Annotated in this window: 24 protein-coding genes; 23 read left to right on the top strand and 1 reads right to left on the bottom strand. The window is 71.9% G+C overall.

Annotated elements, in window-relative coordinates:
• Nucleotides 1-98 precede the first annotated feature (98 nt).
• From mltG to nusB, 9 genes are all read left to right on the top strand, one after another.
• Nucleotides 99-1,829 (top strand): endolytic transglycosylase MltG, encoded by a 1,731-nt coding sequence (gene mltG / locus PV343_RS33765; protein ID WP_319150847.1) that lies wholly within the window; start codon nucleotides 99-101, stop codon nucleotides 1,827-1,829.
• Complete coding sequence (locus tag PV343_RS33770; protein WP_319150848.1) at nucleotides 1,810-2,649, top strand: shikimate dehydrogenase; 840 nt, start codon at nucleotides 1,810-1,812, stop codon at nucleotides 2,647-2,649. The genes mltG and PV343_RS33770 overlap by 20 nt, the downstream gene beginning before the upstream one ends.
• A gap of 163 nt (nucleotides 2,650-2,812) precedes the next feature.
• Nucleotides 2,813-3,997 (top strand): chorismate synthase, encoded by a 1,185-nt coding sequence (aroC, locus tag PV343_RS33775; RefSeq protein WP_319150849.1) that lies wholly within the window; start codon nucleotides 2,813-2,815, stop codon nucleotides 3,995-3,997.
• Entirely contained in the window at nucleotides 3,994-4,512 is a 519-nt protein-coding gene (locus PV343_RS33780) for a shikimate kinase (RefSeq protein WP_319150850.1), read from the top strand. Before aroC ends, PV343_RS33780 begins: the two co-directional genes overlap by 4 nt.
• Nucleotides 4,509-5,600 (top strand): 3-dehydroquinate synthase, encoded by a 1,092-nt coding sequence (gene aroB / locus PV343_RS33785; protein WP_319150851.1) that lies wholly within the window; start codon nucleotides 4,509-4,511, stop codon nucleotides 5,598-5,600. The genes PV343_RS33780 and aroB overlap by 4 nt, the downstream gene beginning before the upstream one ends.
• Nucleotides 5,601-5,764: 164 nt before the next feature.
• On the top strand, nucleotides 5,765-6,697 hold the full coding sequence (locus PV343_RS33790; protein WP_319150852.1) for a Pro-rich N-terminal domain-containing protein: 933 nt from the start codon (nucleotides 5,765-5,767) through the stop codon (nucleotides 6,695-6,697).
• Nucleotides 6,698-6,857: 160 nt separating this feature from the next.
• Complete coding sequence (locus tag PV343_RS33795) at nucleotides 6,858-7,964, top strand: aminopeptidase P family protein (protein WP_319150853.1); 1,107 nt, start codon at nucleotides 6,858-6,860, stop codon at nucleotides 7,962-7,964.
• A 56-nt stretch (nucleotides 7,965-8,020) separates the two neighbouring features.
• Nucleotides 8,021-8,587: an elongation factor P gene (efp, locus tag PV343_RS33800; RefSeq protein WP_020938844.1), complete on the top strand. Its 567-nt coding sequence runs from the start codon at nucleotides 8,021-8,023 to the stop codon at nucleotides 8,585-8,587.
• Nucleotides 8,588-8,589: 2 nt separating this feature from the next.
• A complete protein-coding gene (gene nusB, locus PV343_RS33805) occupies nucleotides 8,590-9,024 on the top strand; it encodes a transcription antitermination factor NusB (protein WP_020938843.1) in 435 nt (144 codons plus the stop codon).
• 168 nt (nucleotides 9,025-9,192) lie between these two features.
• Here the strand turns inward: nusB and bldD are convergent, their stop codons facing one another.
• Complete coding sequence (gene bldD, locus PV343_RS33810; protein ID WP_020938842.1) at nucleotides 9,193-9,696, bottom strand: transcriptional regulator BldD; 504 nt, start codon at nucleotides 9,694-9,696, stop codon at nucleotides 9,193-9,195.
• Between the two features lie 253 nt (nucleotides 9,697-9,949).
• Here bldD and pyrR point away from each other — a divergent pair, with 253 nt between their 5' ends.
• The 14 genes from pyrR to PV343_RS33880 all read left to right on the top strand — a co-directional run bounded on the left by pyrR (nucleotide 9,950) and on the right by PV343_RS33880 (nucleotide 26,566).
• On the top strand, nucleotides 9,950-10,522 hold the full coding sequence (gene pyrR / locus PV343_RS33815) for a bifunctional pyr operon transcriptional regulator/uracil phosphoribosyltransferase PyrR (RefSeq protein WP_319150854.1): 573 nt from the start codon (nucleotides 9,950-9,952) through the stop codon (nucleotides 10,520-10,522).
• Nucleotides 10,523-10,612: 90 nt separating this feature from the next.
• Complete coding sequence (locus tag PV343_RS33820) at nucleotides 10,613-11,593, top strand: aspartate carbamoyltransferase catalytic subunit (RefSeq protein ID WP_319150855.1); 981 nt, start codon at nucleotides 10,613-10,615, stop codon at nucleotides 11,591-11,593.
• Between the two features lie 4 nt (nucleotides 11,594-11,597).
• Nucleotides 11,598-12,884, top strand: coding sequence for a dihydroorotase (locus PV343_RS33825; protein ID WP_319150856.1), 1,287 nt, complete (start codon nucleotides 11,598-11,600; stop codon nucleotides 12,882-12,884).
• The gene (locus tag PV343_RS33830; protein WP_319150857.1) at nucleotides 12,881-13,441 is read left to right on the top strand and encodes a hypothetical protein; all 561 of its coding nucleotides are present in this window, start codon (nucleotides 12,881-12,883) and stop codon (nucleotides 13,439-13,441) included. The genes PV343_RS33825 and PV343_RS33830 overlap by 4 nt, the downstream gene beginning before the upstream one ends.
• Nucleotides 13,438-14,595, top strand: coding sequence for a glutamine-hydrolyzing carbamoyl-phosphate synthase small subunit (gene carA / locus PV343_RS33835; RefSeq protein WP_319150858.1), 1,158 nt, complete (start codon nucleotides 13,438-13,440; stop codon nucleotides 14,593-14,595). Before PV343_RS33830 ends, carA begins: the two co-directional genes overlap by 4 nt.
• The gene (carB, locus tag PV343_RS33840; protein ID WP_319150859.1) at nucleotides 14,588-17,896 is read left to right on the top strand and encodes a carbamoyl-phosphate synthase large subunit; all 3,309 of its coding nucleotides are present in this window, start codon (nucleotides 14,588-14,590) and stop codon (nucleotides 17,894-17,896) included. Before carA ends, carB begins: the two co-directional genes overlap by 8 nt.
• Nucleotides 17,897-17,947: 51 nt before the next feature.
• Nucleotides 17,948-19,054, top strand: coding sequence for a quinone-dependent dihydroorotate dehydrogenase (locus PV343_RS33845; RefSeq protein WP_319150860.1), 1,107 nt, complete (start codon nucleotides 17,948-17,950; stop codon nucleotides 19,052-19,054).
• Complete coding sequence (gene pyrF / locus PV343_RS33850; protein WP_319150861.1) at nucleotides 19,051-19,896, top strand: orotidine-5'-phosphate decarboxylase; 846 nt, start codon at nucleotides 19,051-19,053, stop codon at nucleotides 19,894-19,896. The genes PV343_RS33845 and pyrF overlap by 4 nt, the downstream gene beginning before the upstream one ends.
• 298 nt (nucleotides 19,897-20,194) lie before the next feature.
• Nucleotides 20,195-20,518, top strand: a complete 324-nt coding sequence (locus PV343_RS33855) for an integration host factor (protein WP_003977346.1) — start codon at nucleotides 20,195-20,197, stop codon at nucleotides 20,516-20,518.
• A gap of 60 nt (nucleotides 20,519-20,578) precedes the next feature.
• Nucleotides 20,579-21,136 (top strand): guanylate kinase, encoded by a 558-nt coding sequence (gmk, locus tag PV343_RS33860; RefSeq protein WP_319150862.1) that lies wholly within the window; start codon nucleotides 20,579-20,581, stop codon nucleotides 21,134-21,136.
• Nucleotides 21,137-21,201: 65 nt separating this feature from the next.
• Complete coding sequence (gene rpoZ / locus PV343_RS33865; protein WP_023842852.1) at nucleotides 21,202-21,471, top strand: DNA-directed RNA polymerase subunit omega; 270 nt, start codon at nucleotides 21,202-21,204, stop codon at nucleotides 21,469-21,471.
• Nucleotides 21,472-21,616: 145 nt separating this feature from the next.
• Nucleotides 21,617-22,819, top strand: a complete 1,203-nt coding sequence (coaBC, locus tag PV343_RS33870; RefSeq protein WP_319150863.1) for a bifunctional phosphopantothenoylcysteine decarboxylase/phosphopantothenate--cysteine ligase CoaBC — start codon at nucleotides 21,617-21,619, stop codon at nucleotides 22,817-22,819.
• Between the two features lie 273 nt (nucleotides 22,820-23,092).
• Entirely contained in the window at nucleotides 23,093-24,301 is a 1,209-nt protein-coding gene (metK, locus tag PV343_RS33875; RefSeq protein WP_319150864.1) for a methionine adenosyltransferase, read from the top strand.
• A 96-nt stretch (nucleotides 24,302-24,397) separates the two neighbouring features.
• Nucleotides 24,398-26,566: a primosomal protein N' gene (locus PV343_RS33880; protein ID WP_319150865.1), complete on the top strand. Its 2,169-nt coding sequence runs from the start codon at nucleotides 24,398-24,400 to the stop codon at nucleotides 26,564-26,566.
• Nucleotides 26,567-26,699 lie beyond the last annotated feature (133 nt).

Here is a 26,699-nt window from a genome sequence, read left to right on the forward strand (position 1 = left end):
TGCGGCGGTTTTCGAACAGCCGCTGCACAGCAAAGAGGCGGAACGGCAGCCGGTCCACCGGCCGCGCCACCGTCGGCCTCGCGGCTCGTAGGGGATCGATGACTGAGTATGGCCGGGGCCCTGGCTCCGAACCGTGGCATCCGGAGGACCCGTTGTACGGGGACGGCGGATGGAGAGGACAGCAGGCCCACGCGGGTCAGCAGTCCTACGGCGGCCAGCCGCAGCAGTACCCGCAGCAGCCGCAGCAGCAGTACGCCGACTGGACCCAGCAGCAGCCCGGGTACGACCAGCAGCAGTACCCGTACTACGACGAACAGGGACAGCAGCAGTACCCGCAGCACCAGCAGCATTTCGGCCAGCAGTACGCCGGTCACGACCAGCAGCACGGTCAGCAGTACGCGACCCAGGGGCAGCAGCAGTACCAGCAGGGCGGCTGGGACGCGTCGGGCAGCCACGGCCATGTGCCGTACGCGGCCGACCCCGGCGACCCCTACGGCCAGCAGCCCGCGTCCTACGGCGGGGAGCAGCCCGACTTCTACGGCACGGAGGACGCGTACCCGCCGCCGCAGCCGCCCGGCCGCAGGCGGCCCGCGGCCGCGCCGGAAGCGGAACCGGAATCCGAGCCGGGCGCGGAAGAGGAGGAGCACGCCTTCTTCGCCGGGGGCGGCGGTGACGAGGACGCCGAGGACGAGGCCGAGAGCCGCGCGGGCCGCGGCGAGCGGCGCGGCAAGAAACCCGTCAAGAGCAAGAAACGGCGCACCGGCTGCGCCTGCATGGTGGTCGTGCTGGTCTTCGGCGGCGGCCTCGGCGGCGTCGGGTACTTCGGCTACAAGTTCTACCAAAATCGTTTCGGCACCGCCCCCGACTACGCGGGCGAGGGAACCAGCGAGTCCGTCACCGTCGAGATCCCCAAGGGCGCGGGCGGCTGGGAGATCGGCCGCCGGCTGAAAGCGGCCGGTGTGGTCAAGAGCGCCGACGCGTTCGTGCACGCGCAGGGACAGAACCCCAAGGGCGACCAGATCCAGGCGGGCGCCTATCTCATGAAGAAGGAGATGTCCGCCGCGAGCGCCGTGCTGCTGATGCTCGACCCGCGCAGCCAGAGCAACGTGCTGGTGAAACCGGGCGAGCGCAATGCCGAGGTCTACAAGGCCATCGACAAACAGCTAGGGGTCACAAGCGGAACCACCCGGAAGGCCGCCAAGGGGCAGACCAAGGCCCTCGGCCTGCCGAGCTGGGCGCAGAGTGCCACCGGTGTGCAGGACCCGTTGGAGGGCTTCCTCTTCCCGGGTACCTATCCGGCCGCCAAGGGCATGAAGCCCGACGCGGTCCTGAAGCAGATGATCGGCCAGGCCAAGGAGAAGTACGCGGCCTTCGGCCTCACCAAGAAGGCCCAGGCACTCGGTCTGGACAACGCCTTCCAGCTCGTCACGGTCGCGAGCCTGGTCCAGGCGGAGGGCAAGACCCACGACGACTTCCGCAAGATGGCGGAGGTGGTCTACAACCGCCTCAAGCCCACCAACACCGAGACCAACCAGCTGCTCCAGTTCGACTCGACGTACAACTACCTCAAGGGCACCAGCAACATCCACATCTCCGAACGGGAGATCAACACCAACCGGAACCCGTACAACACCTACACCCACAAGGGACTTCCGCCCGGTCCGATCGGCAATCCCGGCGAGGACGCGCTGAAGGCGGCATTGAATCCGACGCACGACGGCTGGATCTATTTCGTGGCGACCGACGGTACGACGAACACCGAATTCGCCAAGACGTACGAAGAATTCAAACAGCTCAAGGACAAATTCAATGCCAGCTCGGGCAACTGACGCCCGCCGGGCCGCCGTGCTCGGTTCGCCCATCGCCCACTCGCTCTCCCCGGTGCTGCACCGGGCGGCCTACGACGCGCTCGGGCTCACCGGGTGGTCGTACGACCGCTTCGAGATCGACGAGGCGGCCCTGCCCGGCTTCCTGGACGGGCTCGGGCCGGAGTGGGCGGGGCTGTCGCTGACCATGCCGCTGAAGCGGGCGGTCATCCCGCTGGTGGACGACATCAGCGAGACGGCCGCCTCGGTCGACGCCGTGAACACGGTGGTCTTCGAGGACGACGGCCGCCGCGTCGGCGACAACACCGACATCCCGGGCATGGTGGCCGCCCTGCGCGAGCACGGCATCGAGCAGGTCGGATCCGCGGCGATCCTCGGCGCCGGCGCCACGGCGTCCTCCGCGCTCGCCGCCCTCGCCCGCATCTGCACCGGCGAGGTCGTCGCCTATGTCCGCAGCGAGACCCGCGCCGCCGAGATGCGCCGGTGGGGCGAACGGCTCGACATGGACCTCCGCACGGCCGACTGGGCGGACGCCGGCCGGGCCCTGAGCGCCCCCCTGGTCATCGCCACCACCCCCGCCGGGACCACCGACGCGCTCGCCGCCGCCGTGCCCGAGCGCCCCGCCACCCTTTTCGACGTGCTCTACGAGCCCTGGCCCACCGAGCTCGCCGCCCGCTGGTCCATGTTCGGCGGGGCCGTGGTGAGCGGCCTCGACCTGCTGGTCCACCAGGCCGTCCTCCAGGTCGAGCGGATGACCGGGCGGTCCCCGGCCCCGCTGGACGCCATGCGGCAGGCCGGCGAGAAGGCGCTCGCGGCCCGCTGAACCGCGTCCTCCGTCCCGCCTGCTGGACCGGCGGCCGGGACCGGGCCGCGGACGTGGGAGGATCGGAGGTGGCGCACCGGAGTCGCGCACCCGGTGGCGCCGTCGCCGTACACGAGAACTCGGGTACGCGGGCAGTACCGGGCGCGAACACTGAGGAGCACCGTTGAGCAGGCTGCGTTGGCTGACCGCGGGGGAGTCCCACGGTCCCGCACTTGTCGCGACGCTGGAGGGGCTTCCCGCCGGCGTGCCGATCACCACGGAGATGGTGGCGGACCACCTCGCTCGGCGGCGGCTCGGCTATGGCCGCGGAGCCCGGATGAAGTTCGAGCGCGACGAGGTCACCTTCCTGGGCGGTGTGCGGCACGGCCTGACCCTCGGCTCGCCGGTGGCGGTCATGGTCGGCAACACCGAGTGGCCCAAGTGGGAACAGGTCATGGCGGCCGACCCGGTCGACCGGGAGATCCTCGACGGCCTCGCCCGCAACGCCCCGCTGACCCGGCCCCGTCCCGGCCACGCCGATCTCGCCGGCATGCAGAAGTACGGCTTCGACGAGGCCCGCCCGATCCTGGAGCGCGCCTCCGCCCGCGAGACCGCGGCCCGGGTGGCCCTCGGTGCCGTCGCCCGCTCCTACCTCAAGGAGACGGCCGGCATCGAGATCGTCTCGCACGTCGTGGAACTGTGCTCCGTGAAGGCCCCGCAGGGCGTCTACCCGACCCCGGCCGACGTCGAGCGGCTGGACGCCGACCCGCTGCGCTGCCTGGACGCGGACACCTCGAAGGCGATGGTCGCCGAGGTCGACCAGGCCCACAAGGACGGCGACACGCTCGGTGGCGTGGTCGAGGTGCTGGCGTACGGCGTGCCGGTCGGCCTCGGCTCGCACGTGCACTGGGACCGCAAGCTGGACGCCCGGCTCGCCGGAGCCCTGATGGGCATCCAGGCGATCAAGGGCGTCGAGATCGGCGACGGCTTCGAGCTGGCCCGGGTGCCCGGTTCCAAGGCGCACGACGAGATCGTCAACACGCCCGAGGGCATCCGGCGCGTCTCCGGCCGCGCCGGCGGCACCGAGGGCGGCCTGAGCACCGGCGAGCTGCTGCGGGTGCGGGCCGCCATGAAGCCGATCGCGACCGTGCCCCGCGCGCTGAAGACCGTGGACGTCACCACCGGTGAGGAGGCCCAGGCCCACCACCAGCGCTCGGACGTCTCCGCGGTGCCGGCCGCCGGCATCGTCGCCGAGGCCATGGTGGCGCTCGTCCTCGCGGACGCGGTCGCCGAGAAGTTCGGCGGCGACTCCGTCGCGGAGACCCGCCGCAACGTCCGGTCGTACCTCGACAACCTCCACATCCGGTGACCGCCGTGCCTGCGGTCGTGCTGGTCGGTCCGATGGGCGTCGGCAAGTCCACCGTCGGCCGGCTGCTGGCCGAGCGCCTGGGCGTCGGCTACCGCGACACCGACGACGACATCGTCGCCGCCGAGGACCGCACCATCGCCGACATCTTCCTCGACGAGGGCGAGCCCGCCTTCCGCGCGATCGAGAAGCGCGCGGTGGCCGCCGCGCTCGCCGAGCACACGGGCGTCCTCGCGCTCGGCGGCGGCGCCGTCCTCGACGCCGACACACGCGCCCTGCTCGCCGGACACCGGGTGGTCTACCTCTCGATGGACGTGGAGGAGGCGGTCCGCCGCACCGGCCTGAACGTGGCCCGGCCGCTGCTGGCGGTCAATCCGCGCAAGCAGTGGCGCGAACTGATGGAGGCCCGGCGCCACCTGTACGAGGAGGTCGCCACCGCCGTCGTGCAGACGGACGGCCGCACCCCCGAAGAGGTCACCCAAGAGGCGCTGGACGCACTGGAGTTGAAGGAAGCATGAGCGAGGCAGTCACCCGGATCCAGGTCGCCGGCACCGCGGGCACCGACCCGTACGAGGTGCTGGTCGGCCGGCAACTCCTCGGCGAGCTGGCCGGGTTGATCGGGCCCCGGGCCAAGCGCGTCGCGGTGGTCCACCCCGAGGCGCTGGCCGAGACCGGTGACGCGCTGCGCGCCGACCTGGCCGGCCAGGGCTACGAGGCCGTGGCCATCCAGGTGCCCAACGCCGAGGAGGCCAAGACCGTCGAGGTCGCCGCCTACTGCTGGAAGGCACTCGGCCAGTCCGGCTTCACCCGCACCGACGTCATCGTCGGCGTCGGCGGCGGCGCCACCACGGACCTCGCCGGGTTCGTGGCCGCCACCTGGCTGCGCGGGGTGCGCTGGATCGCGATCCCGACCACCGTGCTGGCCATGGTGGACGCGGCGGTCGGCGGCAAGACCGGCATCAACACCGCCGAGGGCAAGAACCTGGTGGGCGCCTTCCACCCGCCCGCCGGCGTCCTGTGCGACCTGGCCGCGCTGGACTCGCTGCCGGTGAACGACTACGTCTCCGGTCTCGCCGAGGTCATCAAGGCGGGCTTCATCTCCGACCCGGTCATCCTGGACCTGATCGAGTCCGACCCGGAGGCCGCCCGCACACCGGCTGGACCTCACACGGCCGAGCTGATCGAGCGCTCGATCCGGGTCAAGGCGGACGTCGTCTCCTCGGACCTGAAGGAGTCGGGCCTGCGGGAGATCCTGAACTACGGCCACACGCTCGGCCACGCCATCGAGAAGAACGAGCGCTACAAGTGGCGGCACGGCGCCGCGGTCGCGGTCGGCATGCACTTCGCCGCCGAACTGGGCCGTCTCGCGGGCCGGCTGGACGACGCGACGGCGGACCGGCACCGCAGTGTCCTGGAGGCCGTCGGACTGCCGCTGCACTACCGCTACGACCAGTGGCCCAAGCTGCTGGAGACGATGAAGGTCGACAAGAAGTCCCGCGGCGACCTGCTCCGCTTCATCGTGCTGGACGGCCTGGCCAGGCCGACCGTCCTGGAGGGCCCGGACCCCGCCGTCCTGCTCGCCGCCTACGGAGAAGTGGGCCAGTAAGCCCCCCGCTGTTCCCCGCGCCCGACTTCCTTCCCGGACCGGGCACTTCGGACCGCCCCCGGTCGTTTCACCAAACGACGGCCGGGGGCGGTACCGTTCGGTAGGAGCGGGCTCCGCACCCGCCTGCCAGCGCCAGATGTGTGTACGAGACGGAGTGGCAACGGATGCAGCACGCAGTGGGGTCTCCGCTGCCGCCCCACCAGCCGGGGCAGGGACCGCACGCCGGCTGGGCGTCGGCCGCACACCACCCGGGAGCCCCGCAGGGTCCCGCGCCCGTGCCCCCTCCGCCACCCGGCTACCCGGGCACCGGAGCCGGTACGGGCCCCGTGCCGCCCCCCGGCTATCCGGGCACCGGAGCAGGAACCGGACCGGTGCCGCCCGCCGCCCCCGCGGTGCCCGGGCACCCGCAGCCCCCGGCGCCCCGGCACGCCCCCGCCCCGCCGCCGCCCGACACCACCGGTCATGTGCCGCTGCCGCCGGGCGGCCCGGTCGCCATGCCGCCGGCCCCGCCGGCCACGGCCGGCGTCCCGGACCCGGCGGCCACCACCCTCGCCGTGCTGCTGATCGGCCCGGCGGGCGCGGGCAAGACGAGCGTGGCCAAGTACTGGGCGGACCACCGCCGGGTGCCCACGGCCCACATCAGCCTCGACGACGTGCGCGAATGGGTCCGCTCGGGCTTCGCCGACCCCCAGTCGGGGTGGAACGACCACTCCGAGGCCCAGTACCGCCTCGCCCGCCGTACCTGCGGCTTCGCGGCCCGGAACTTCCTGGCCAACAACATCTCCTGCATCCTGGACGACGCCGTCTTCCCCGACCGGCCCGTGGTGGGTCTCGGCGGCTGGAAGCGGCACGTAGGTCCCGGGCTGCTGCCGGTCGTCCTCCTCCCGGGCCTGGACATCGTCCTGGAGCGCAACGCCGAGCGGACCGGCAACCGCCGGCTCTCCGACGAGGAGGTCGCCCGCATCCACGGCCGCATGGCCGGCTGGTACGGCTCGGGCCTCCCGATCATCGACAACTCCCAGCTCGACGTCCCGGGCACGGCCGCGATCCTGGACGACGTCCTGGCGCGGGCCATCGCCAGCCCGCCGACCTGGTAGCGGGCCGGGGACCGGGGGCCGCCGCGGCCGCCCGGGCAGCGCGCGGACGGCGCGGCAGCCCTCGTCCACCGGACCCGGCGAAGCGCCCTGCCACGGGCCCCGGACCCCACTCGGCCCCACCCAACCGGCACAAAACGCCCAGAACTCCTACGCTCATCTCATGTCAGAGGTGTACGCGACCCGCCGATCCCGGCTGAGGGAGCGCTGCAACGCGGCCGGCGCCGCGGCAGCCCTCATCTCCCGCCCCGCCAACGTGCGCTACCTCGCCGCCGCCGCCCCGCAGGACTCCGTCCTGCTGCTCGGCAAGCGCGAGGACCTGCTGGTGTGCGCCGGCCCGCCCGAGGACCGCCCCTACGAGGGGCGGCCGGACGAGAGCCTGAGGCTGCACGTCCTGCCCGCACCCGGAGGCGACCCCGCGGTCGCGGCGGCCGGTCTCGCCGCGGCCCAGGACGCCGACTCGCTGGCCGTCGAGGAACACCACCTCACGGTCAGCCGCCACAAGGGCCTGGCCTCCGTCGCCCCCGGGCTGCGCCTGACCGGCCTCGGCGGAGCCGTCGAGCAGCTCAGGGTGGTCAAGGACGAGGAGGAGATCTCGTGCCTGCGCATCGGCGCCGAGATCGCCGACCAGGCCCTCGGTGAGCTGCTGGAGTCGATCCTGGTCGGCCGTACCGAACGGCACCTGGCGCTGGAGCTGGAGCGGCGCCTGGTCGACCACGGCGCCGACGGCCCCGCCTTCCCCACCTCCGTGGCGACCGGCCCGCACTCCGGCCGCCCCGGCCACCGTCCCACCGACCGCCGGGTGGAGGAGGGTGACTTCCTCTCCGTCTGCCTGGGTGCCACGTACCGCGGCTACCGCTGCGAGATCGGCCGTACCTTCGTCATCGGCACCTCGCCGGCGGACTGGCAGATCGAGCTGTACGACCTCGTCTTCGCCGCTCAGCGGGCCGGGCGCGAGTCCCTGACGCCCGGTGCCGCGTTCCGTGACGTGGACCGCGCGGCACGGCAGGTCCTGGACTCCGCGGGCTATGCGGAGGCGCTGCCACCGCTGACCGGACACGGTGTCGGACTCGAAATCGACGAGGACCCGCAGTTGGCCCCCGCGGCCATGGGTAAACTGGACGCTTGCGTGCCGGTCACCGTCGAACCGGGGGTTCACCTCCCGGGCCGGGGCGGTGTCCGGATCGATGACACGCTCGTCGTACGCCCCGAGGCGGACGGCGGACCCGAGCTACTCACCATCACGACCAAGGAGCTGCTCGCGCTCTAGCCTCGCGCTGTGCGCATGCCCCGGGGTCGTACGTCAGTCCAGGAGATTCCGCAACCGTGGCTTCCACGAACGACCTCAAGAACGGCCTGGTGCTCAAGCTCGAAGGCGGCCAGCTCTGGTCCGTCGTCGAGTTCCAGCACGTCAAGCCCGGCAAGGGCCCGGCCTTCGTGCGCACCAAGCTCAAGAACGTGCTCTCCGGCAAGGTCGTCGACAAGACCTTCAACGCCGGTGTCAAGGTCGAGACCGCCACTGTCGACAAGCGCGACATGCAGTTCTCGTACATGGACGGCGACTACTTCGTCTTCATGGACATGGAGACCTACGACCAGCTGATGGTCGACCGCAAGGCCGTCGGCGACGCCGCCAACTTCCTGATCGAGGGCTTCACCGCCACCGTCGCCCAGCACGAGGGCGAGGTGCTCTTCGTTGAGCTGCCCGCCGCCGTCGAGCTCGTCATCCAGGAGACCGAGCCGGGCGTCCAGGGCGACCGCTCCACCGGTGGCACCAAGCCCGCCACCCTGGAGACCGGCCACCAGATCCAGGTCCCGCTCTTCATCACCACCGGTGAGAAGATCAAGGTCGACACCCGCACGAGCGACTACCTCGGCCGGGTGAACAGCTAACCGTGGCTGCCCGCAACACGGCCCGCAAGCGCGCCTTCCAGATCCTCTTCGAGGGCGACCAGCGGGGAGCCGACGTCCTGACGGTGCTCGCCGACTGGATCCGGCTCTCCCGGACCGACGACCGGCAGCCGCCGGTGAGCGAGTACACGATGCAGCTCGTCGAGGGCTACGCGGAGCACGCGCGGCGCATCGACGAGCTGATCGCCCAGTACGCGGTGGGCTGGACGCTCGACCGGATGCCGGTCGTCGACCGCAACGTCCTGCGCCTGGGTGCCTACGAGCTGATCTGGGTGGACGAGACCCCGGACGCCGTCGTGCTGGACGAGATGGTGCAGCTCGCCAAGGAGTTCTCCACGGACGACTCGCCCGCGTTCGTCAACGGCCTGCTCGGCCGGCTCAAGGAGCTGAAGCCGACGCTGCGCCGCGACGAGGCGTAGAGCCCGTCACGAGAAAGACGCCGGAGGGCCCGCAGCGCGCTTGCTGCGGGCCCTCCGGCATCTCGGTGCCCAGACGCCCCGCGAGGCGCGCAGAAAGCCGCCGGGGTGGCTGGAACCGTACAGTTCCAGCCACCCCGGCGGCACGTTTCTGCTGAGGTCTGGGTCGACTCAGGCGTCTTCGTGGGTGGCCACGGCGCGGCGCGCGTCCGCGTCCAGGACACCCCAGCTGATCAGCTGCTCGGTGAGGACCGAGGGGGACTGGTCGTAGATGACGGCGAGCGTGCGCAGGTCGTCCTGGCGGATCGAGAGCACCTTGCCGTTGTAGTCGCCGCGCTGGGACTGGATGGTGGCCGCGTAGCGCTGCAGCGGGCCGGCCTTCTCGGCCGGCACGGTGGCCAGCCGCTCCAGGTCCAGGACCAGCTTCGGCGGCGGCTCGGCGGCGCCGCCCGGCGTGGTGCCCGGCAGGAGCTCCTGCACCGGGACACCATAGAAATCGGCCAACTCGGCCAGACGCTGCACGGTCACGGCACGGTCACCGCGCTCGTACGAACCGACCACCACGGCCTTCCAGCGACCCTGGGACTTCTCCTCGACACCGTGGAGGGAAAGGCCCTGCTGGGTGCGGATGGCCCGGAGCTTGGCCCCGAGCTGTTTGGCGTATTCGCTGGACATATAGCTCCCCGGACACTGTGTCGACGGCGGTCGGCTCTGCTTCCCGCCGCGCGGCTGGTAACTCACTGTGAGGTTACGCAGCGTGACTCTCATGCGTCAAGCCGAATGGTCCACACCGACTCTTCCGTGGTGACGGCGAGGCATTGGGCCAACCGGGTGATCGGTGCCGTCCGGCGGCCTGCTACGGTAGATGGCGCAAATCCGACGTCCTTTAAGGTCCGTCCCGTGAGGCGGAGAAGGAGGTCCGTTTCGTATGGACTCGCACGCCAACCCTGACACCTCCGATGCGCGGCCCGTTCTCGAGGGCCCCGACATCGCGCGGGTGCTGACCCGCATCGCCCACGAGATCGTCGAGCGCGCCAAGGGCGCCGACGACGTGGTGCTCCTCGGCATTCCGACCCGGGGGGTCTTCCTCGCCCAGCGGCTCGCCGCCAAGCTGGAGCAGATCACCGACCGCAAGATCCCCGTCGGCTCGCTCGACATCACCATGTACCGCGACGACCTGCGCATGCACCCGCCGCGCGCCCTGGCCCGCACCGAGATCCCCGGTGACGGCATCGACGGCTGCCTGGTGGTCCTCGTCGACGACGTGCTCTTCTCCGGCCGCACCATCCGCGCCGCCCTCGACGCCCTGAACGACATCGGGCGCCCGCGCGCGGTGCAGCTCGCGGTCCTGGTCGACCGCGGCCACCGGGAACTGCCCATCCGGGCCGACTACGTCGGCAAGAACCTCCCCACGTCGCTGCGGGAGACGGTCAAGGTCCAGCTCGCCGAGGAGGACGGTCGCGACACCGTGCTGCTCGGTGTGAAGCCGGACGGCCAGTAGCAAGTCGGGCGCACGGCCGCCTCGGTGTGCCGGCACACGCGCCGATCTGCCCCAATCCTCCCGAATGAACTGCCTTACGGAGCCTGACAGATGCAGCGTCATCTCATCTCGGCCGCCGACCTCACCCGCGACGACGCCGTCCTGATCCTCGACACCGCCGAGGAGATGGCCCGGGTCGCCGACCGGCCGATCAAGAAGCTGCCGACCCTGCGCGGCCGCACGATCGTCAACCTCTTCTTCGAGGACTCCACCCGCACCCGGATCTCCTTCGAAGCCGCCGAGAAGCGCCTCTCCGCGGACGTCATCAACTTCACCGCCAAGGGCTCCAGCGTGTCCAAGGGCGAGTCCCTGAAGGACACCGCCCAGACCCTGGAGGCGATGGGCGTCGACGCCGTCGTCATCCGGCACGGCGCCTCCGGGGCCCCCTACCGCCTCGCCAACTCCGGCTGGATCGACGCCGCCGTGATCAACGCCGGCGACGGCACCCACCAGCACCCCACCCAGGCCCTGCTGGACGCCTTCACCATGCGCCGCCGCCTGGTCGGCCGGGACGCCGGGCTCGGTCAGGACCTGGCCGGCAAGCGCATCACCCTCGTCGGCGACGTCCTGCACAGCCGGGTCGCCCGCTCCAACGTCGACCTGCTGCACACCCTCGGCGCCGAGGTCACCCTCGTCGCCCCGCCCACGCTGGTGCCGGTCGGCGTCGAGACCTGGCCGTGCGAGGTGTCGTACGACCTCGACAGCACGCTGCCCAAGTCCGACGCGGTGATGATGCTGCGCGTCCAGCGCGAGCGCATGAACGCGGCCTTCTTCCCGACCGAGCGCGAGTACTCACGACGCTACGGCCTTGACGGCGAGCGCATGGCCCGGATGCCCGAGCACGCCATCGTGATGCACCCCGGCCCGATGGTCCGCGGCATGGAGATCACCGCCGAGGTCGCCGACTCCGACCGCTGCACCGTCGTCGAGCAGGTCGCCAACGGCGTCTCCATCCGGATGGCCGTCCTGTACCTGCTGCTCGGCGGCAACGAGCCCGCCGTCACCCACGCCCGTACCACCGAGGAGAAGTAGAACCATGAGCAAGATCCTGATCCGGGGTGCGAAGGTGCTCGGCGGTGAGCCGCAGGACGTGCTGATCGACGGCGAGACCATCGCCGCGGTCGGCACGGACCTCGACGCCGCGGGCGCGGAGGTCGTCGAGGCCGACGGCAAGGTGCTGCTGCCGGGCCTGGTCGACCTGCACACCCACCTGCGCGAGCCGGGCCGTGAGGACTCCGAGACCGTGCTCACCGGCACCCGCGCCGCCGCGAGCGGCGGCTACACCGCCGTGTTCGCCATGGCCAACACCTTCCCGGTCGCCGACACCGCCGGCGTCGTCGAGCAGGTCTACCGGCTCGGCCGGGACCACGGCTACTGCGACGTGCAGCCCATCGGCGCCGTCACCGTCGGCCTGGAGGGCAAGAAGCTCGCCGAGCTGGGCGCGATGCACGAGTCGGCCGCCGGCGTCACCGTCTTCTCCGACGACGGCAAGTGCGTCGACGACGCCGTGATCATGCGCCGCGCGCTGGAGTACGTGAAGGCCTTCGGCGGCGTCGTCGCCCAGCACGCGCAGGAGCCCCGGCTCACCGAGGGCGCCCAGATGAACGAGGGCGTCGTCTCCGCCGAGCTGGGCCTGGGCGGCTGGCCCGCCGTCGCCGAGGAGTCGATCATCGCCCGCGACGTGCTGCTCGCCGAGCACGTCGGCTCCCGGGTGCACATCTGCCACCTGTCGACCGCCGGCTCGGTGGAGATCGTCCGCTGGGCCAAGTCCCGCGGCATCGACGTCACCGCCGAGGTGACCCCGCACCACCTCCTCCTGACGGACGAGATGGTGCGCACCTACAACCCGATCTACAAGGTCAATCCGCCGCTGCGCACCGAGCGGGACGTGCACGCCCTGCGCGAGGCGCTGGCCGACGGCACGATCGACATCGTCGCCACCGACCACGCCCCGCACCCGCACGAGGACAAGGACTGCGAGTGGGCCGCGGCCGCCATGGGCATGGTCGGCCTGGAGACCGCCCTCTCGGTGGTCCAGGCGACCATGGTCGAGACCGGCCTGCTGGACTGGGCCGGCGTCGCCGACCGCATGTCCGCCAAGCCCGCGCGGATCGGCGGCGCCCAGGGCCACGGCCGCCCCGTCTCGGTCGGCGAGCCCGCCAACCTCACGCTGGTGGACACGGCATACCGTGGGCAGGTGGACCCCGCGGGCTTCGCCTCGCGCAGCCGCAACACCCCCTACGAGGGACGCGAGCTGCCGGGCCGAGTCACCCACACGTGGCTGCGGGGCAAGGCGACGCTCGTCGACGGGAAGCTCACGTGACACCTGTAATCCTGCTGGCCGAGGCGAAGAAATCGGCCGAGGTCACCGACTGGGGGGCCCGCATCGGCTGGCTCGTCGGCCTCGCCCTCTTCGTCGCGCTCGTCTACTGGCTGATGCGCGAGGGCTGGAAGTGGCGCGGCACGCTCCAGAGCGACCTGCCCGAGCCGCCCAGCGCGCCGGAGGAGACCGGCCCGGTGAAACTGAGCATGAGCGGCCGCTACCACGGCTCGACCACCGCCGGGCAGTGGCTGGACCGCATCGTGGCCCACGGCCTCGGCACCCGCAGCCGGGCCTCGCTCACCCTGACCGACGCGGGCCTGGAGGTCGAGCGCCCCGGTGCGACCGACTTCTTCGTCCCCACCGCCGCGCTGCGCGGCGCCCGGCTCGACAAGGGCATCGCCGGCAAGGTCCTCACCGAGGGCGGACTGCTGGTGGTGACCTGGGCCCTGGGCGAGAAGCTGATCGACTCCGGCTTCCGCTCCGACCACGCGGCCGAGCACACCGAGTGGGTCGACACACTGAACCAGATGACCAACGACACGGAAGGCGCGCGATGACGACCTCCACCAGGGGAAGCTCCTCCCAGAGGAACACGGCGCTTCCCGCCGTACTCGTCCTGGAGGACGGCCGCACCTTCCGCGGCCGCGCCTACGGGGCCGTGGGGGAGACCTTCGGCGAGGCCGTCTTCTCCACCGGCATGACCGGCTACCAGGAGACCCTCACCGACCCGTCGTACGACCGCCAGATCGTCGTCGCGACCGCCCCGCAGATCGGCAACACCGGCTGGAACGACGAGGACGACGAGTCCGGCCGCATCTGGGTCTCCGGCTACGTCGTGCGCGACCCCGCGCGCGTGCCGTCCAACTGGCGCGCCAAGCGCTCCCTGGACGACGAGCTGGTCGCGCAGGGCGTGGTCGGCATCTCCGGGATCGACACCCGCGCCCTCACCCGCCACCTGCGCGAGCGCGGCTCGATGCGGGCCGGCATCTTCTCCGGCGAGGTCATCACCCCCGAGGCCGAGCTGGTCGAGCGGGTCCAGGCCCAGCCGCAGATGAAGGGCGCCAGCCTCTACGAGGAGGTCGCCACCAAGGAGGCGTACGTCGTCCCCGCGGTCGGCGAGAAGCGCTTCACGGTCGCCGCCATCGACCTCGGCATCAAGGGCATGACCCCGCACCGGATGGCCGAGCGCGGCATCGAGGTGCACGTGCTCCCGGCCACCGCCACGGCCGAGGACGTCTACGCCGTCGGACCGGACGGCGTGTTCTTCTCCAACGGCCCCGGCGACCCGGCGACCGCCGACGGCCCCGTCGCGCTGATGAGCGCCGTCCTGGAGCGCAGGACGCCCCTGTTCGGCATCTGCTTCGGCAACCAGATCCTCGGCCGCGCCCTCGGCTTCGGCACCTACAAGCTGAAGTACGGCCACCGCGGCATCAACCAGCCGGTCCAGGACCGGACGACCGGCAAGGTCGAGGTCACCGCGCACAACCACGGCTTCGCCGTGGACGCGCCGCTCGACAAGGTCAGCGAGACGAAGTTCGGCCGCGCCGAGGTCTCGCACGTCTGCCTGAACGACGACGTCGTGGAGGGGCTGCAGCTGCTGGACCAGCCGGCCTTCTCCGTCCAGTACCACCCCGAAGCAGCAGCGGGTCCGCACGACGCCGCCTACCTGTTCGACCGCTTCGTTTCCCTGATGGAGGGCCAGCGTGCCTAAGCGCACCGATATCCAGTCCGTCCTGGTCATCGGCTCCGGCCCGATCGTCATCGGCCAGGCCGCCGAGTTCGACTACTCCGGCACCCAGGCGTGCCGGGTGCTCAGGTCCGAGGGCCTGCGCGTGGTCCTCGTCAACTCCAACCCGGCGACGATCATGACCGACCCGGAGATCGCCGACGCCACCTACGTCGAGCCGATCACCCCGGAGTACGTCGAGAAGATCATCGCCAAGGAGCGCCCCGACGCCCTGCTGCCCACCCTGGGCGGCCAGACGGCCCTGAACACCGCCATCGCACTGCACGACAACGGCGTCCTGGAGAAGTACGGCGTCGAGCTGATCGGCGCCAAGCCCGAGGCGATCCACAAGGGCGAGGACCGCGACCTGTTCAAGGGCGTCGTGGAGGAGGTCCGCCGCAAGACCGGGCACGGCGAGTCCGCCCGCTCGGTCATCTGCCACACCATGGACGACGTCCTCAAGGGCGTCGAGACCCTCGGCGGCTACCCGGTCGTGGTCCGCCCGTCCTTCACCATGGGCGGCGCCGGCTCCGGCTTCGCCCACGACGAGGAGGAGCTGCGCCGCATCGCCGGCCAGGGCCTCACGCTCTCCCCGACCACCGAGGTGCTCCTGGAGGAGTCCATCCTCGGCTGGAAGGAGTACGAGCTGGAGCTGATGCGCGACAAGCACGACAACGTCGTGGTCGTCTGCTCCATCGAGAACTTCGACCCCATGGGCGTGCACACCGGCGACTCGATCACCGTCGCCCCGGCGATGACGCTGACCGACCGCGAGTACCAGGTGCTGCGCGACGTCGGCATCGCGATCATCCGCGAGGTCGGCGTCGACACCGGCGGCTGCAACATCCAGTTCGCGGTGAACCCCGAGGACGGCCGCGTGATCGTCATCGAGATGAACCCGCGCGTCTCCCGCTCCTCGGCGCTGGCCTCCAAGGCGACCGGCTTCCCGATCGCCAAGATCGCCGCCAAGCTCGCCGTCGGCTACACCCTGGACGAGATCCCGAACGACATCACGCAGGAGACCCCCGCCTCCTTCGAGCCCACGCTGGACTACGTGGTCGTCAAGGCCCCGCGGTTCGCCTTCGAGAAGTTCCCGCAGGCCGACTCCACGCTGACGACCACCATGAAGTCGGTCGGCGAGGCCATGGCCATCGGCCGCAACTTCACCGAGGCCTTCCAGAAGGCGCTGCGCTCGCTGGAGAAGAAGGGCAGCCAGTTCACCTTCGTCGGCGAGCCCGGCGACAAGGAGGCCCTGCTGCGCGAGGCCGTGCGCCCCACCGACGGCCGCGTCAACACCGTCATGCAGGCCATCCGCGCGGGTGCCACGCCCGAGGAGGTCTTCGAGTACACGAAGATCGACCCGTGGTTCGTGGACCAGCTCTTCCTGATCAAGGAGGTCGCGGACGAGCTCGCCGAGGCGCCCGAGCTGACCGGCGACCTGCTCGCCGAGGCCAAGCGGCACGGCTTCTCCGACCAGCAGATCGGTGAGGTCCGCGGCCTGCGCGAGGACGTCGTCCGCGAGGTCAGGCACGCCCTCGGCATCCGCCCGGTCTACAAGACGGTCGACACCTGCGCCGCCGAGTTCGCCGCGAAGACGCCGTACTTCTACTCCTCCTACGACGAGGAGACCGAGGTCGCGCCCCGCGAGAAGCCCGCGGTGATCATCCTGGGGTCCGGCCCGAACCGCATCGGCCAGGGCATCGAGTTCGACTACTCCTGCGTGCACGCCTCCTTCGCGCTGTCCGACGCCGGGTACGAGACCGTGATGGTCAACTGCAACCCCGAGACCGTCTCCACGGACTACGACACCTCCGACCGCCTGTACTTCGAGCCGCTGACGCTCGAGGACGTGCTGGAGATCGTCCACGCGGAGTCCCTCGCCGGACCGATCGCCGGTGTGATCGTCCAGCTCGGCGGCCAGACCCCGCTCGGTCTCTCGCAGGCCCTGAAGGACAACGGCGTGCCGATCGTCGGCACGTCGCCCGAGGCCATTCACGCCGCCGAGGACCGCGGCGCCTTCGGCCGCGTCCTCGCCGAGGCCGGCCTGCCGGCCCCGAAGCACGGCACGGCCACCACCTTCGAGGGCGCCAAGGCCATCGCCGACGAGATCGGCTACCCGGTCCTCGTCCGGCCGTCCTACGTCCTCGGCGGGCGCGGCATGGAGATCGTCTACGACGAGACCCGCCTCGCCTCCTACATCGCCGAGTCGACCGAGATCAGCCCCTCCCGGCCGGTCCTCGTCGACCGCTTCCTCGACGACGCCATCGAGATCGACGTCGACGCCCTCTACGACGGCGAGGACCTGTACCTCGGCGGTGTCATGGAGCACATCGAGGAGGCCGGCATCCACTCCGGCGACTCGGCGTGCGCCCTGCCCCCGATCACCCTCGGCGGCTTCGACATCAAGCGCCTGCGCGCCTCCACCGAGGCGATCGCCAAGGGCGTCGGCGTGCGCGGCCTGATCAACATCCAGTTCGCGATGGCCGGCGACATCCTCTACGTCCTGGAGGCCAACCCGCGCGCCTCCCGTACGGTGCCCTTCACCTCCAAGGCGACCGCGGTGCCGCTCGCGAAGGCCGCCGCCCGCATCTCGCTGGGCGCGACCATCGCCGAGCTGCGCGCGGAGGGACTGCTCCCGGCGAACGGCGACGGCGGCGAGCTGCCGCTGGACGCGCCGATCTCCGTCAAGGAGGCCGTCATGCCGTGGTCGCGCTTCCGCGACATCCAGGGCCGCGGCGTCGACACGGTGCTCGGCCCGGAGATGCGCTCCACCGGCGAGGTCATGGGCATCGACTCCGTCTTCGGCACGGCGTACGCCAAGTCGCAGGCGGGCGCCTACGGCCCGCTGCCCACCAAGGGCCGCGCCTTCATCTCGGTCGCCAACCGGGACAAGCGCTCGATGATCTTCCCGGCGCGTGAGCTGGTCGCCCACGGTTTCGAGCTGCTCGCCACCTCCGGCACGGCCGAGGTCCTCAAGCGCAACGGCATCAACGCCACCATCGTGCGCAAGCAGTCCGAGGGCACCGGTCCGAACGGTGAGCGGACCATCGTCCAGCTCATCCACGACGGCGAGGTCGACCTCATCGTCAACACCCCGTACGGCACCGGCGGCCGCCTCGACGGCTACGACATCCGTACGGCCGCGGTGGCCCGCTCGGTGCCGTGCCTGACGACCGTCCAGGCGCTCGCGGCGGCCGTCCAGGGCATCGACGCCCTCAACCACGGCGACGTGGGCGTCCGCTCGCTCCAGGAACACGCGGAACACCTGACCGCGGCCCGCGACTAGCAGCCCTGAGGGGGACACCGGAAACGGTGTCCCCCTCTTCATGAGGACACCATGTACAAGATCTTCTTCAATCTCGTCTTCAAGCGGATGGACCCCGAGAAGGCCCACTACCTGGCCTTCCGCTGGATCCGCCTCGCGGTGCGCGTCCCGGTGCTGCGCACGTTCGTCGCGGCCGCCCTCGCGCCCCGCTACAAGGAGCTGCGCACCGAGGCCTTCGGGCTGCGCATGCACGGCCCCTTCGGGCTCGCCGCCGGCTTCGACAAGAACGCCGTCGCGATCGACGGCATGTCGATGCTGGGCTTCGACCACGTGGAGATCGGCACGGTCACCGGGGAGCCGCAGCCCGGCAACCCCAAGCGGCGGCTGTTCCGGCTCGTCGCGGACCGCGCGCTGATCAACCGCATGGGCTTCAACAACGACGGCTCGCTCGCCGTCGCGGCCCGCCTGGCGACCCGGGAGCCGGTCTTCAGGACGGTCGTCGGCGTCAACATCGGCAAGACCAAGGTCGTCCCCGAGGCGGAGGCCGTCGGCGACTACGTGAAGTCCGCCGAGCGGCTCGCCCCGTACGCCGACTACCTGGTGGTCAACGTCTCCTCGCCGAACACCCCCGGCCTGCGCAACCTCCAGGCGACCGAGGCGCTGCGCCCGCTGCTCGCCGCCGTCCGTGAGGCCGCTGACCGCATCGTCGCCAACCGGCGCGTCCCGCTCCTGGTGAAGATCGCCCCGGACCTCGCGGACGAGGACGTCGACGCCGTCGCCGACCTGGCGGTGGAGCTGGGCCTGGACGGCATCATCGCCACCAACACCACCATCGCCCGCGACGGCCTCGGTCTGCGCTCCGCGCCCTCCCTGGTCAAGGAGACCGGCGGACTGTCCGGCGCCCCGCTCAAGGAGCGCTCCCTGGAGGTCCTGCGCCGTCTGTACGCGCGCGTGGGCGACCGGATCACCCTGGTGGGCGTCGGCGGCGTCGAGACCGCCGAGGACGCCTGGCAGCGCATCCTGGCCGGTGCCACGCTGGTCCAGGGGTACAGCGCGTTCATCTACGAGGGGCCCTTCTGGTCCCGCGCCATCCACAAGGGCCTCGCCGCGCGTCTGCGCACCAGCCCGTACGCCACCCTCGCCGACGCGGTCGGCGCCGACGTGAGGAAGTCCGCATGACTGTTCTGGAGCCCTTCGGCGCCCGGCTGCGCCGTGCCATGGACGAGCGCGGCCCGCTCTGCGTCGGCATCGACCCGCACGCCTCCCTGCTCGCGGAGTGGGGCCTGAACGACGACGTGGCAGGTCTGGAGCGGTTCAGCCGCACGGTCGTGGAGGCGGTGGCCGACCGGGTCGCGGTCATGAAGCCGCAGAGCGCCTTCTTCGAGCGGTTCGGCTCGCGTGGCGTCGCCGTCCTGGAGACGTGCGTCCAGGAGGCCCGGGCGGCCGGCACGCTGGTCGTGATGGACGCCAAGCGCGGTGACATCGGCTCCACGATGGCCGGATACGCCGAGGCCTACCTGCACAAGGACGCCCCGCTGTTCTCCGACGCCCTGACCGTCTCGCCCTACCTCGGCTACGGCTCGCTGAGCCCGGCGGTCGCCCTGGCCCGGGAGAGCGGGGCCGGCCTGTTCGTGCTGGCGCTCACCTCCAACCCGGAGGGCCCCGAGGTGCAGCACGCGGTGCGGGCCGACGGGCGCACCGTGGCCGCCACCGTCCTGGCGCACCTGGCCGCCGAGAACGAGGGCGAGGAGCCGCTGGGCTCCTTCGGTGCGGTCGTCGGCGCGACGGTGGGCGACCTGTCGTCGTACGACCTGGCGGTCAACGGCCCCCTCCTCGCGCCCGGTGTCGGGGCGCAGGGCGCGACGCCGGCGGACCTTCCCGCGGTGTTCGGGCCGGCGCTGCGCAACGTGGTGCCCAACGTCAGCCGGGGTGTGCTGCGGCAGGGTCCCGACGTCGGGGCGCTGCGAGCGGTCACGGAGCGCTTCGCGGAGGAGATCAGGACCGCCGTCGCCGGTGGCTGAGTCCTCCGCGCCGCCTTCGGCGGACGGTGTCGGGGCGACTTGAGCATGAATACATCCTCAAATCGGGGGCAGTATGTCTGAAATGTCCGGCCTGGCGGCGGCTGACCAGTACTTTTCCGCTGTTCTCGCTGACTCTGGCGGACTTGACCGCTAGTCTCCGAGCAGTGGGGGCACCTCCCGCGCCCTCAGAGCAGTGGGGGAGAACGGGCAGCGTGTTGCTCGTGGCTCCCCAGGTGTGGGGCGACTAGGTTCCTCACCGGTCCGTATCCGACAGTTCGACATCCGAGGTGACGTAGGCGTGGCTCTTCCGCCCCTTACCCCTGAACAGCGCGCAGCCGCGCTCGAAAAGGCCGCCGCGGCTCGCCGGGAGCGGGCCGAGGTCAAGAATCGACTCAAGCACTCCGGCGCCTCCCTGCACGAGGTCATCAAGCAGGGCCAGGAGAACGACGTCATCGGCAAGATGAAGGTCTCCGCGCTGCTCGAGTCCCTGCCGGGCGTGGGCAAGGTCCGCGCCAAGCAGATCATGGAGCGTCTGGGCATCTCCGAGAGCCGCCGTGTGCGCGGTCTCGGGTCCAACCAGATCGCTTCCCTGGAGCGTGAGTTCGGCAGCACCGGTTCCTGAGTCCGGCTCCCGCCGGACCGGGAGTCCCGGGCACCCCGGGATTGCTGGAATAATCGCTGCATGAGTGAACGTCCGCGGCTGACCGTGCTCTCCGGCCCCTCGGGGGTCGGCAAGAGCACGGTCGTCGCTCATATGCGCAAGGAACACCCCGAGGTCTGGCTCTCGGTGTCGGCGACGACCCGCAAGCCGCGCCCCGGCGAGCAGCACGGAGTCCACTACTTCTTCGTCACCGACGACGAGATGGACAAGCTGATCGCCAACGGCGAGCTGCTGGAGTGGGCCGAGTTCGCCGGCAACCGTTACGGCACGCCCCGCGCGGCCGTGCTGGAGCGGCTGGAGAACGGCGAGCCCGTCCTGCTGGAGATCGACCTCCAGGGCGCCCGGCAGGTCCGCGCGTCCATGTCCGACGCCCAGCTGGTGTTCCTGGCCCCGCCCTCCTGGGAGGAGCTGGTGCGCAGGCTGACCGGCCGGGGGACCGAGCCGCCCGAGGTCATCGAGCGCCGCTTGACCGCGGCCAGGACCGAGCTGGCCGCCGAGCCGGAGTTCGACGAGACCTTGGTCAACACCTCCGTCGAGGACGTGGCCAGCGAGCTGCTAGCCTTGATGGACGTTGTGTGATCGTGAATGTCGTGTTCGGCCGGGTCACACCGCCTGATTCTTTCCCATCCATCGGAAGGTAGAGCGTGTCCTCTTCCATCACCGCGCCCGAGGGCATCATCAACCCGCCGATCGACGAGCTCCTCGAGGCCACCGACTCGAAGTACAGCCTCGTGATCTACGCGGCCAAGCGTGCCCGCCAGATCAACGCGTACTACTCGCAGCTCGGCGAGGGCCTCCTCGAGTACGTCGGTCCGCTCGTCGACACCCACGTGCACGAGAAGCCGCTCTCGATCGCCCTGCGCGAGATCAACGCGGGTCTGCTGACCTCCGAGGCCATCGAGGGCCCGGCGTAGCAGCACCGTCCGATCGCGGTTGCTTCATCCGACAGGCCCGGCAGTCACTCCCCCCGGAGGGGGGCCCTGCCGGGCCTGTGGTGTGTGATGGTCCCGTACGTTGCTCCGTACGTGGCCACGTACGTCGTCGAGCCGGGGAGAGATGGTGGACAAGCCGAGAGTCGTTCTGGGGGTCAGTGGCGGCATCGCCGCGTACAAGGCCTGTGAGCTGCTGAGGCGGTTCACCGAGTCGGGCCACGACGTGCGCGTGGTGCCCACCGCCTCCGCCCTGCACTTCGTGGGCGCCGCGACCTGGTCGGCGCTGTCCGGCAACCCGGTCTCCACGGAGGTCTGGGACGCCGTCCACGAGGTCCCGCACGTCCGCATCGGCCAGCACGCCGACCTCGTCGTGGTGGCCCCGGCGACCGCCGACATGCTCGCCAAGGCCGCCCACGGCCTCGCCGACGACCTGCTGACCAACACGCTCCTCACCGCCCGCTGCCCGGTCGTCTTCGCCCCGGCGATGCACACCGAGATGTGGGAGCACCCCGCCACCCAGGAGAACGTGGCCACGCTGCGCCGCCGCGGCGCCGTCGTGGTCGAACCCGCCGTCGGCAGGCTCACCGGGGTCGACACCGGCAAGGGCCGGCTGCCCGACCCGACGGAGATCTACGAGGTCTGCCGCCGGGTGCTGACCCGGGGCGTGGCCGAACCCGACCTCGCCGGCCGGCACGTGGTCGTCTCCGCGGGCGGCACCCGCGAGCCCCTCGACCCCGTGCGCTTCCTGGGCAACCGCTCCTCCGGCAAGCAGGGGTACGCCCTCGCCCGCACGGCCGCCGCGCGCGGAGCCCGGGTCACCCTGATCGCCGCCAACACGGGCCTCGCCGACCCCGCGGGCGTCGACGTCGTCCAGGTCGGCACCGCCGTGCAGCTGCGCGAGGCGGTCCTCAAGGCCGCCGGGGACGCCGACGCCGTGGTCATGGCCGCCGCCGTCGCCGACTTCCGCCCCGCGGTCTACGCCTCCGGCAAGATCAAGAAGAAGGACGGCCACGAGCCGGAGCCGATCGTCCTGGTGCGTAATCCGGACATCCTCGCGGAGATCTCGGCCGAGCGGGGCCGCCCCGGACAGGTGGTCGTCGGGTTCGCCGCCGAGACCGACGACGTCCTGGCCAACGGGCGCGCCAAGCTGGCCCGCAAGGGCTGCGACCTGCTCGTGGTGAACGAGGTGGGCGAGCGCAAGACCTTCGGTTCCGAGGAGAACGAGGCCCTGGTGCTCGGGGCCGACGGCAGCGAGACACCCGTCCCGCACGGGCCGAAGGAAGCCCTCGCGGACACCGTCTGGGACCTCGTGGCGGCCCGGCTGGGCTGAGCCCGTTGGGCCGTTCGCACCGCAGCGATTCGGCCGTTCGGTGTCATTTTTCCGTACCACCATGTCGCGCGATCTCGCGTGGCGGCCCTGGCCAAGGCCGCGCGGCATTGTGCAGAATGCCCGTGCCGCAGGTCACAGCGCTCCCGAGAGGCGAGACGGGTGGGCCGGTGGCCGAGCGCGACCGATAAACTGTTCTCGGACGACGCCGGGCGCAGCCTCCGCGCGTGGTCCGCCAATGATCAGCCAGCAGCCGCTGCAACCCCAGGGAGCGTTGTGTCCCGTCGCCTGTTCACTTCGGAGTCCGTGACCGAGGGTCACCCCGACAAGATCGCTGACCAGATCAGCGACACCATTCTCGACGCGCTCCTGCGCGAGGACCCGTCCTCCCGCGTCGCCGTCGAGACGCTGATCACCACCGGCCTCGTGCACGTGGCCGGCGAGGTCACGACCAAGGCCTACGCGGACATCGCGACCCTGGTCCGCAGCAAGATCCTGGAGATCGGCTACGACTCCTCGAAGAAGGGCTTCGACGGCGCCTCCTGCGGCGTGTCGGTCTCGATCGGCGCGCAGTCCCCGGACATCGCCCAGGGTGTCGACACGGCGTACGAGTCCCGGGTCGAGGGTGACGAGGACGAGCTGGACAAGCAGGGCGCCGGTGACCAGGGCCTGATGTTCGGCTACGCGTCGGACGAGACGCCGACCCTGATGCCGCTGCCGATCTTCCTGGCGCACCGCCTGTCCAAGCGCCTGTCCGAGGTCCGCAAGAACGGCACCATCCCCTACCTGCGTCCCGACGGCAAGACGCAGGTCACCATCGAGTACGACGGCGACAAGGCCGTCCGCCTCGACACGGTCGTGGTCTCCAGCCAGCACGCCTCGGACATCGACCTGGAGTCGCTGCTCGCCCCCGACATCCGCGAGTTCGTCGTGGAGCCGGAGCTGAAGGCGCTGCTGGACGACGGCATCAAGCTCGACACCGAGGGCTACCGCCTGCTCGTGAACCCGACCGGCCGCTTCGAGATCGGCGGCCCCATGGGCGACGCCGGCCTCACCGGCCGCAAGATCATCATCGACACCTACGGCGGCTTCGCCCGGCACGGCGGCGGCGCCTTCTCCGGCAAGGACCCGTCCAAGGTCGACCGCTCGGCCGCCTACGCCATGCGCTGGGTCGCCAAGAACGTGGTCGCCGCCGGCCTCGCCGCGCGCTGCGAGGTCCAGGTCGCCTACGCCATCGGCAAGGCCGAGCCCGTCGGCCTGTTCGTGGAGACCTTCGGCACGGCCAAGGTCGAGGCCGAGAAGATCGAGAGGGCCATCGACGAGGTCTTCGACCTCCGTCCGGCCGCGATCATCCGCGACCTGGACCTGCTCCGCCCGATCTACGCCCAGACGGCGGCGTACGGCCACTTCGGCCGCGAACTGCCCGACTTCACCTGGGAGCGCACGGACCGAGTGGAGGCCCTGCGCAAGGCCGTGGGCCTGTAGCCCGCACGGATCATCCACCGAGGCCCGGTCCCCGCACGGGGGCCGGGCCTCGGCCGTCCCGTCCGGTTGTCGGTGCCGTTTGGTAAGAATGCAAGCGTGAGCAGCGAGAACGGGGCGCCCCGGCACGGCGGGGAGGGCACGGACGGCGGGGCCGAAGGGGCGCCGCCGGAGCAGCTCGCGCTCATCCGGGAGACCGTGCGCGGGGCCGATGTGCCCCGGGCCAAACCCCGGACCTGGCGCGGCGCCGCGCTCGCCAAGGAACTGCCCGTCGCGCGCGTGCTCGTCGACAAGGGTGTGCTGCACCTCGACCGGTACTTCGACTACGCGGTGCCCGAGGAGATGGACGCCGAGGCCCAGCCCGGGGTGCGGGTGCGGGTGCGGTTCGGGGCCGGCCGGGGCCGGGTGCGGGAGGGGCGCCGGGAGGGCGGCGGGCTCATCGACGGGTACCTCGTCGAGCGGCGTGCCGAGTCCGACTACGCGGGGCCGCTGGCCGCCCTGGCCCAGGTCGTGTCGCCCGAGCCGGTGCTCGGCGAGGAACTGCTCGGGCTCGCCAGGGCCGTCGCCGACCGCTACGCGGGCAGCCTCGCCGACGTGCTGCAGCTCGCCGTCCCGCCGCGCAGCGCGCGCGCCGAGCGACGGCCCTCCCCCGAACCCCTGCCGGCACCGCCCGCGCCCGACGCCGGGTCCTGGACGCGGTACGAGCACGGCGGCGCCTTCCTGGAGGCACTGGCCGCCGGAGGAGCGCCCAGGGCGGTGTGGAACGCCCTGCCGGGGCCGCTGTGGAGCGACGAACTGGCCCGGGCCGTCGCCGCCACGCTCGCCTCGGGACGCGGCGCGCTCGTCGTCGTCCCCGACGGACGGGCCGCGGCACGGCTCGACGCCGCGCTGACCGCGCTGCTGGGCGACGGCCGGCACGCCCTGCTCACCGCCGACGCCGGGCCCGAGAAGCGGTACGCGCAGTGGCTCGCGGTACGGCGCGGCGCCGTACGGGCCGTGGTCGGGACGCGGGCCGCCATGTTCGCCCCTGTGCGGGACCTCGGGCTCGTCGCCATCTGGGACGACGGCGACGACAGCCACAGCGAGCAGCACGCCCCCCAGCCGCACGCGCGCGACGTCCTGCTGCTGCGCGCCGCCCTCGACCGGTGCGCCTTCCTGCTGGGCGGGTGGAGCTGCACCGTCGAGGCCGCGCAACTGGTGGAGAGCGGCTGGGCGCGGCCCCTGGTCGCCGGGCGCGAGGAGGTACGGCGGGCCGCGCCCCTGGTGCGCACCGTCGGGGACGAGGACCTCGCGCGCGACGAGGCCGCCCGGGCCGCCCGGCTGCCCACTGTGGCCTGGCAGGCGGTCCGCGAGGGGCTGCGGCACGGACCGGTGCTGGTCCAGGTGCCCCGCCGGGGGTACGTGCCGCGCATGGCGTGCGCCCAGTGCCGGGCGCCGGCCCGCTGCCGGCACTGCGCCGGGCCGCTGGAGGCGCGGGACGCGGGAGCGCTGACGTGCGGCTGGTGCGGGCGCGCGGAGGCGGCCTGGCACTGCCCCGAGTGCGGCGGCTTCCGGCTGCGCGCCCAGGTGGTCGGGGCCCGGCGGACCGCCGAGGAACTGGGGCGGGCGTTCCCCGCCGTGCCGGTGCGCACCTCGGGGCGTGAGCACGTGCTGGACACCGTGCCGGGCACGCCCGCGCTGGTCGTGAGCACCCCGGGGGCCGAGCCGGTCGCCGAGGGCGGCTACGCGGCCGCCCTGCTGCTCGACGGCTGGGCCATGCTCGGGCGGCCCGACCTGCGGGCCGGGGAGGACGCGCTGCGCCGGTGGATTGCGGCCGGGGCGCTGGTGCGGCCGCAGGGGGAGCACGGGACCGTCGTCGTGGTGGCCGAGCCGACGCTGCGGCCGGTGCAGGCGCTGGTGCGGTGGGACCCTGTGGGCCACGCGGTCCGGGAACTGGCCGAGCGGGCCGAGCTCGGCTTCCCGCCGGTGTCCCGGATGGCGGCCGTCTCGGGAACCACCGAGGCCGTGGCCGAGTTCCTGGCGGCTGCTCAACTACCGTCGGACGCAGAAGTGTTGGGCCCCGTTCCGGTACCACCGACCCTGCCCGGCCGGCCCCGCAGACCGGGTGCGCCCCCGCCGGGCGAGCACTGGGAGCGGGCGCTGGTCCGGGTGCCGCCGGGGAGCGGCTCCGCGCTGGCCTCCGCCCTGAAGGCCGCCCAGGCGGCGCGGATGGCGCGGGGTGCGGGGGAAGCGGTGCGGGTGCGGATCGATCCGCCGGACATCGGGTGAGGGGCCGTCCCGGCGGGGGAGGGCTGGGCGTCGAGGGGGTCCCGGGGGGGGGGGGGGGGGGGGGGGGGGTGTACACCAGACAACCGCGCAGCCCGAGAAAGGGGAGTGGGGCCGCCCGCTTGTAAGGCGGTGA

This window comes from Streptomyces sp. WI03-4A (assembly GCF_033792105.1).
Classification (GTDB): domain Bacteria; phylum Actinomycetota; class Actinomycetes; order Streptomycetales; family Streptomycetaceae; genus Streptomyces; species Streptomyces collinus_A.

Excerpts from the sequence above, each read along its gene's own strand:
- mltG (WP_319150847.1), top strand. The coding sequence starts at position 99 with ATGACTGAGTATGGCCGGGGCCCTGGCTCCGAACCGTGGCATCCGGAG.
- bldD (WP_020938842.1), bottom strand. The coding sequence starts at position 9,696 with ATGTCCAGCGAATACGCCAAACAGCTCGGGGCCAAGCTCCGGGCCATC.
- pyrF (WP_319150861.1), top strand. The coding sequence starts at position 19,051 with ATGACTGTTCTGGAGCCCTTCGGCGCCCGGCTGCGCCGTGCCATGGAC.
- PV343_RS33845 (WP_319150860.1), top strand. The coding sequence starts at position 17,948 with ATGTACAAGATCTTCTTCAATCTCGTCTTCAAGCGGATGGACCCCGAG.
- pyrR (WP_319150854.1), top strand. The coding sequence starts at position 9,950 with ATGGACTCGCACGCCAACCCTGACACCTCCGATGCGCGGCCCGTTCTC.
- carA (WP_319150858.1), top strand. The coding sequence starts at position 13,438 with ATGACGACCTCCACCAGGGGAAGCTCCTCCCAGAGGAACACGGCGCTT.
- aroB (WP_319150851.1), top strand. The coding sequence starts at position 4,509 with ATGAGCGAGGCAGTCACCCGGATCCAGGTCGCCGGCACCGCGGGCACC.
- PV343_RS33820 (WP_319150855.1), top strand. The coding sequence starts at position 10,613 with ATGCAGCGTCATCTCATCTCGGCCGCCGACCTCACCCGCGACGACGCC.
- PV343_RS33790 (WP_319150852.1), top strand. The coding sequence starts at position 5,765 with ATGCAGCACGCAGTGGGGTCTCCGCTGCCGCCCCACCAGCCGGGGCAG.
- PV343_RS33795 (WP_319150853.1), top strand. The coding sequence starts at position 6,858 with ATGTCAGAGGTGTACGCGACCCGCCGATCCCGGCTGAGGGAGCGCTGC.
- PV343_RS33770 (WP_319150848.1), top strand. The coding sequence starts at position 1,810 with ATGCCAGCTCGGGCAACTGACGCCCGCCGGGCCGCCGTGCTCGGTTCG.
- PV343_RS33825 (WP_319150856.1), top strand. The coding sequence starts at position 11,598 with ATGAGCAAGATCCTGATCCGGGGTGCGAAGGTGCTCGGCGGTGAGCCG.
- gmk (WP_319150862.1), top strand. The coding sequence starts at position 20,579 with ATGAGTGAACGTCCGCGGCTGACCGTGCTCTCCGGCCCCTCGGGGGTC.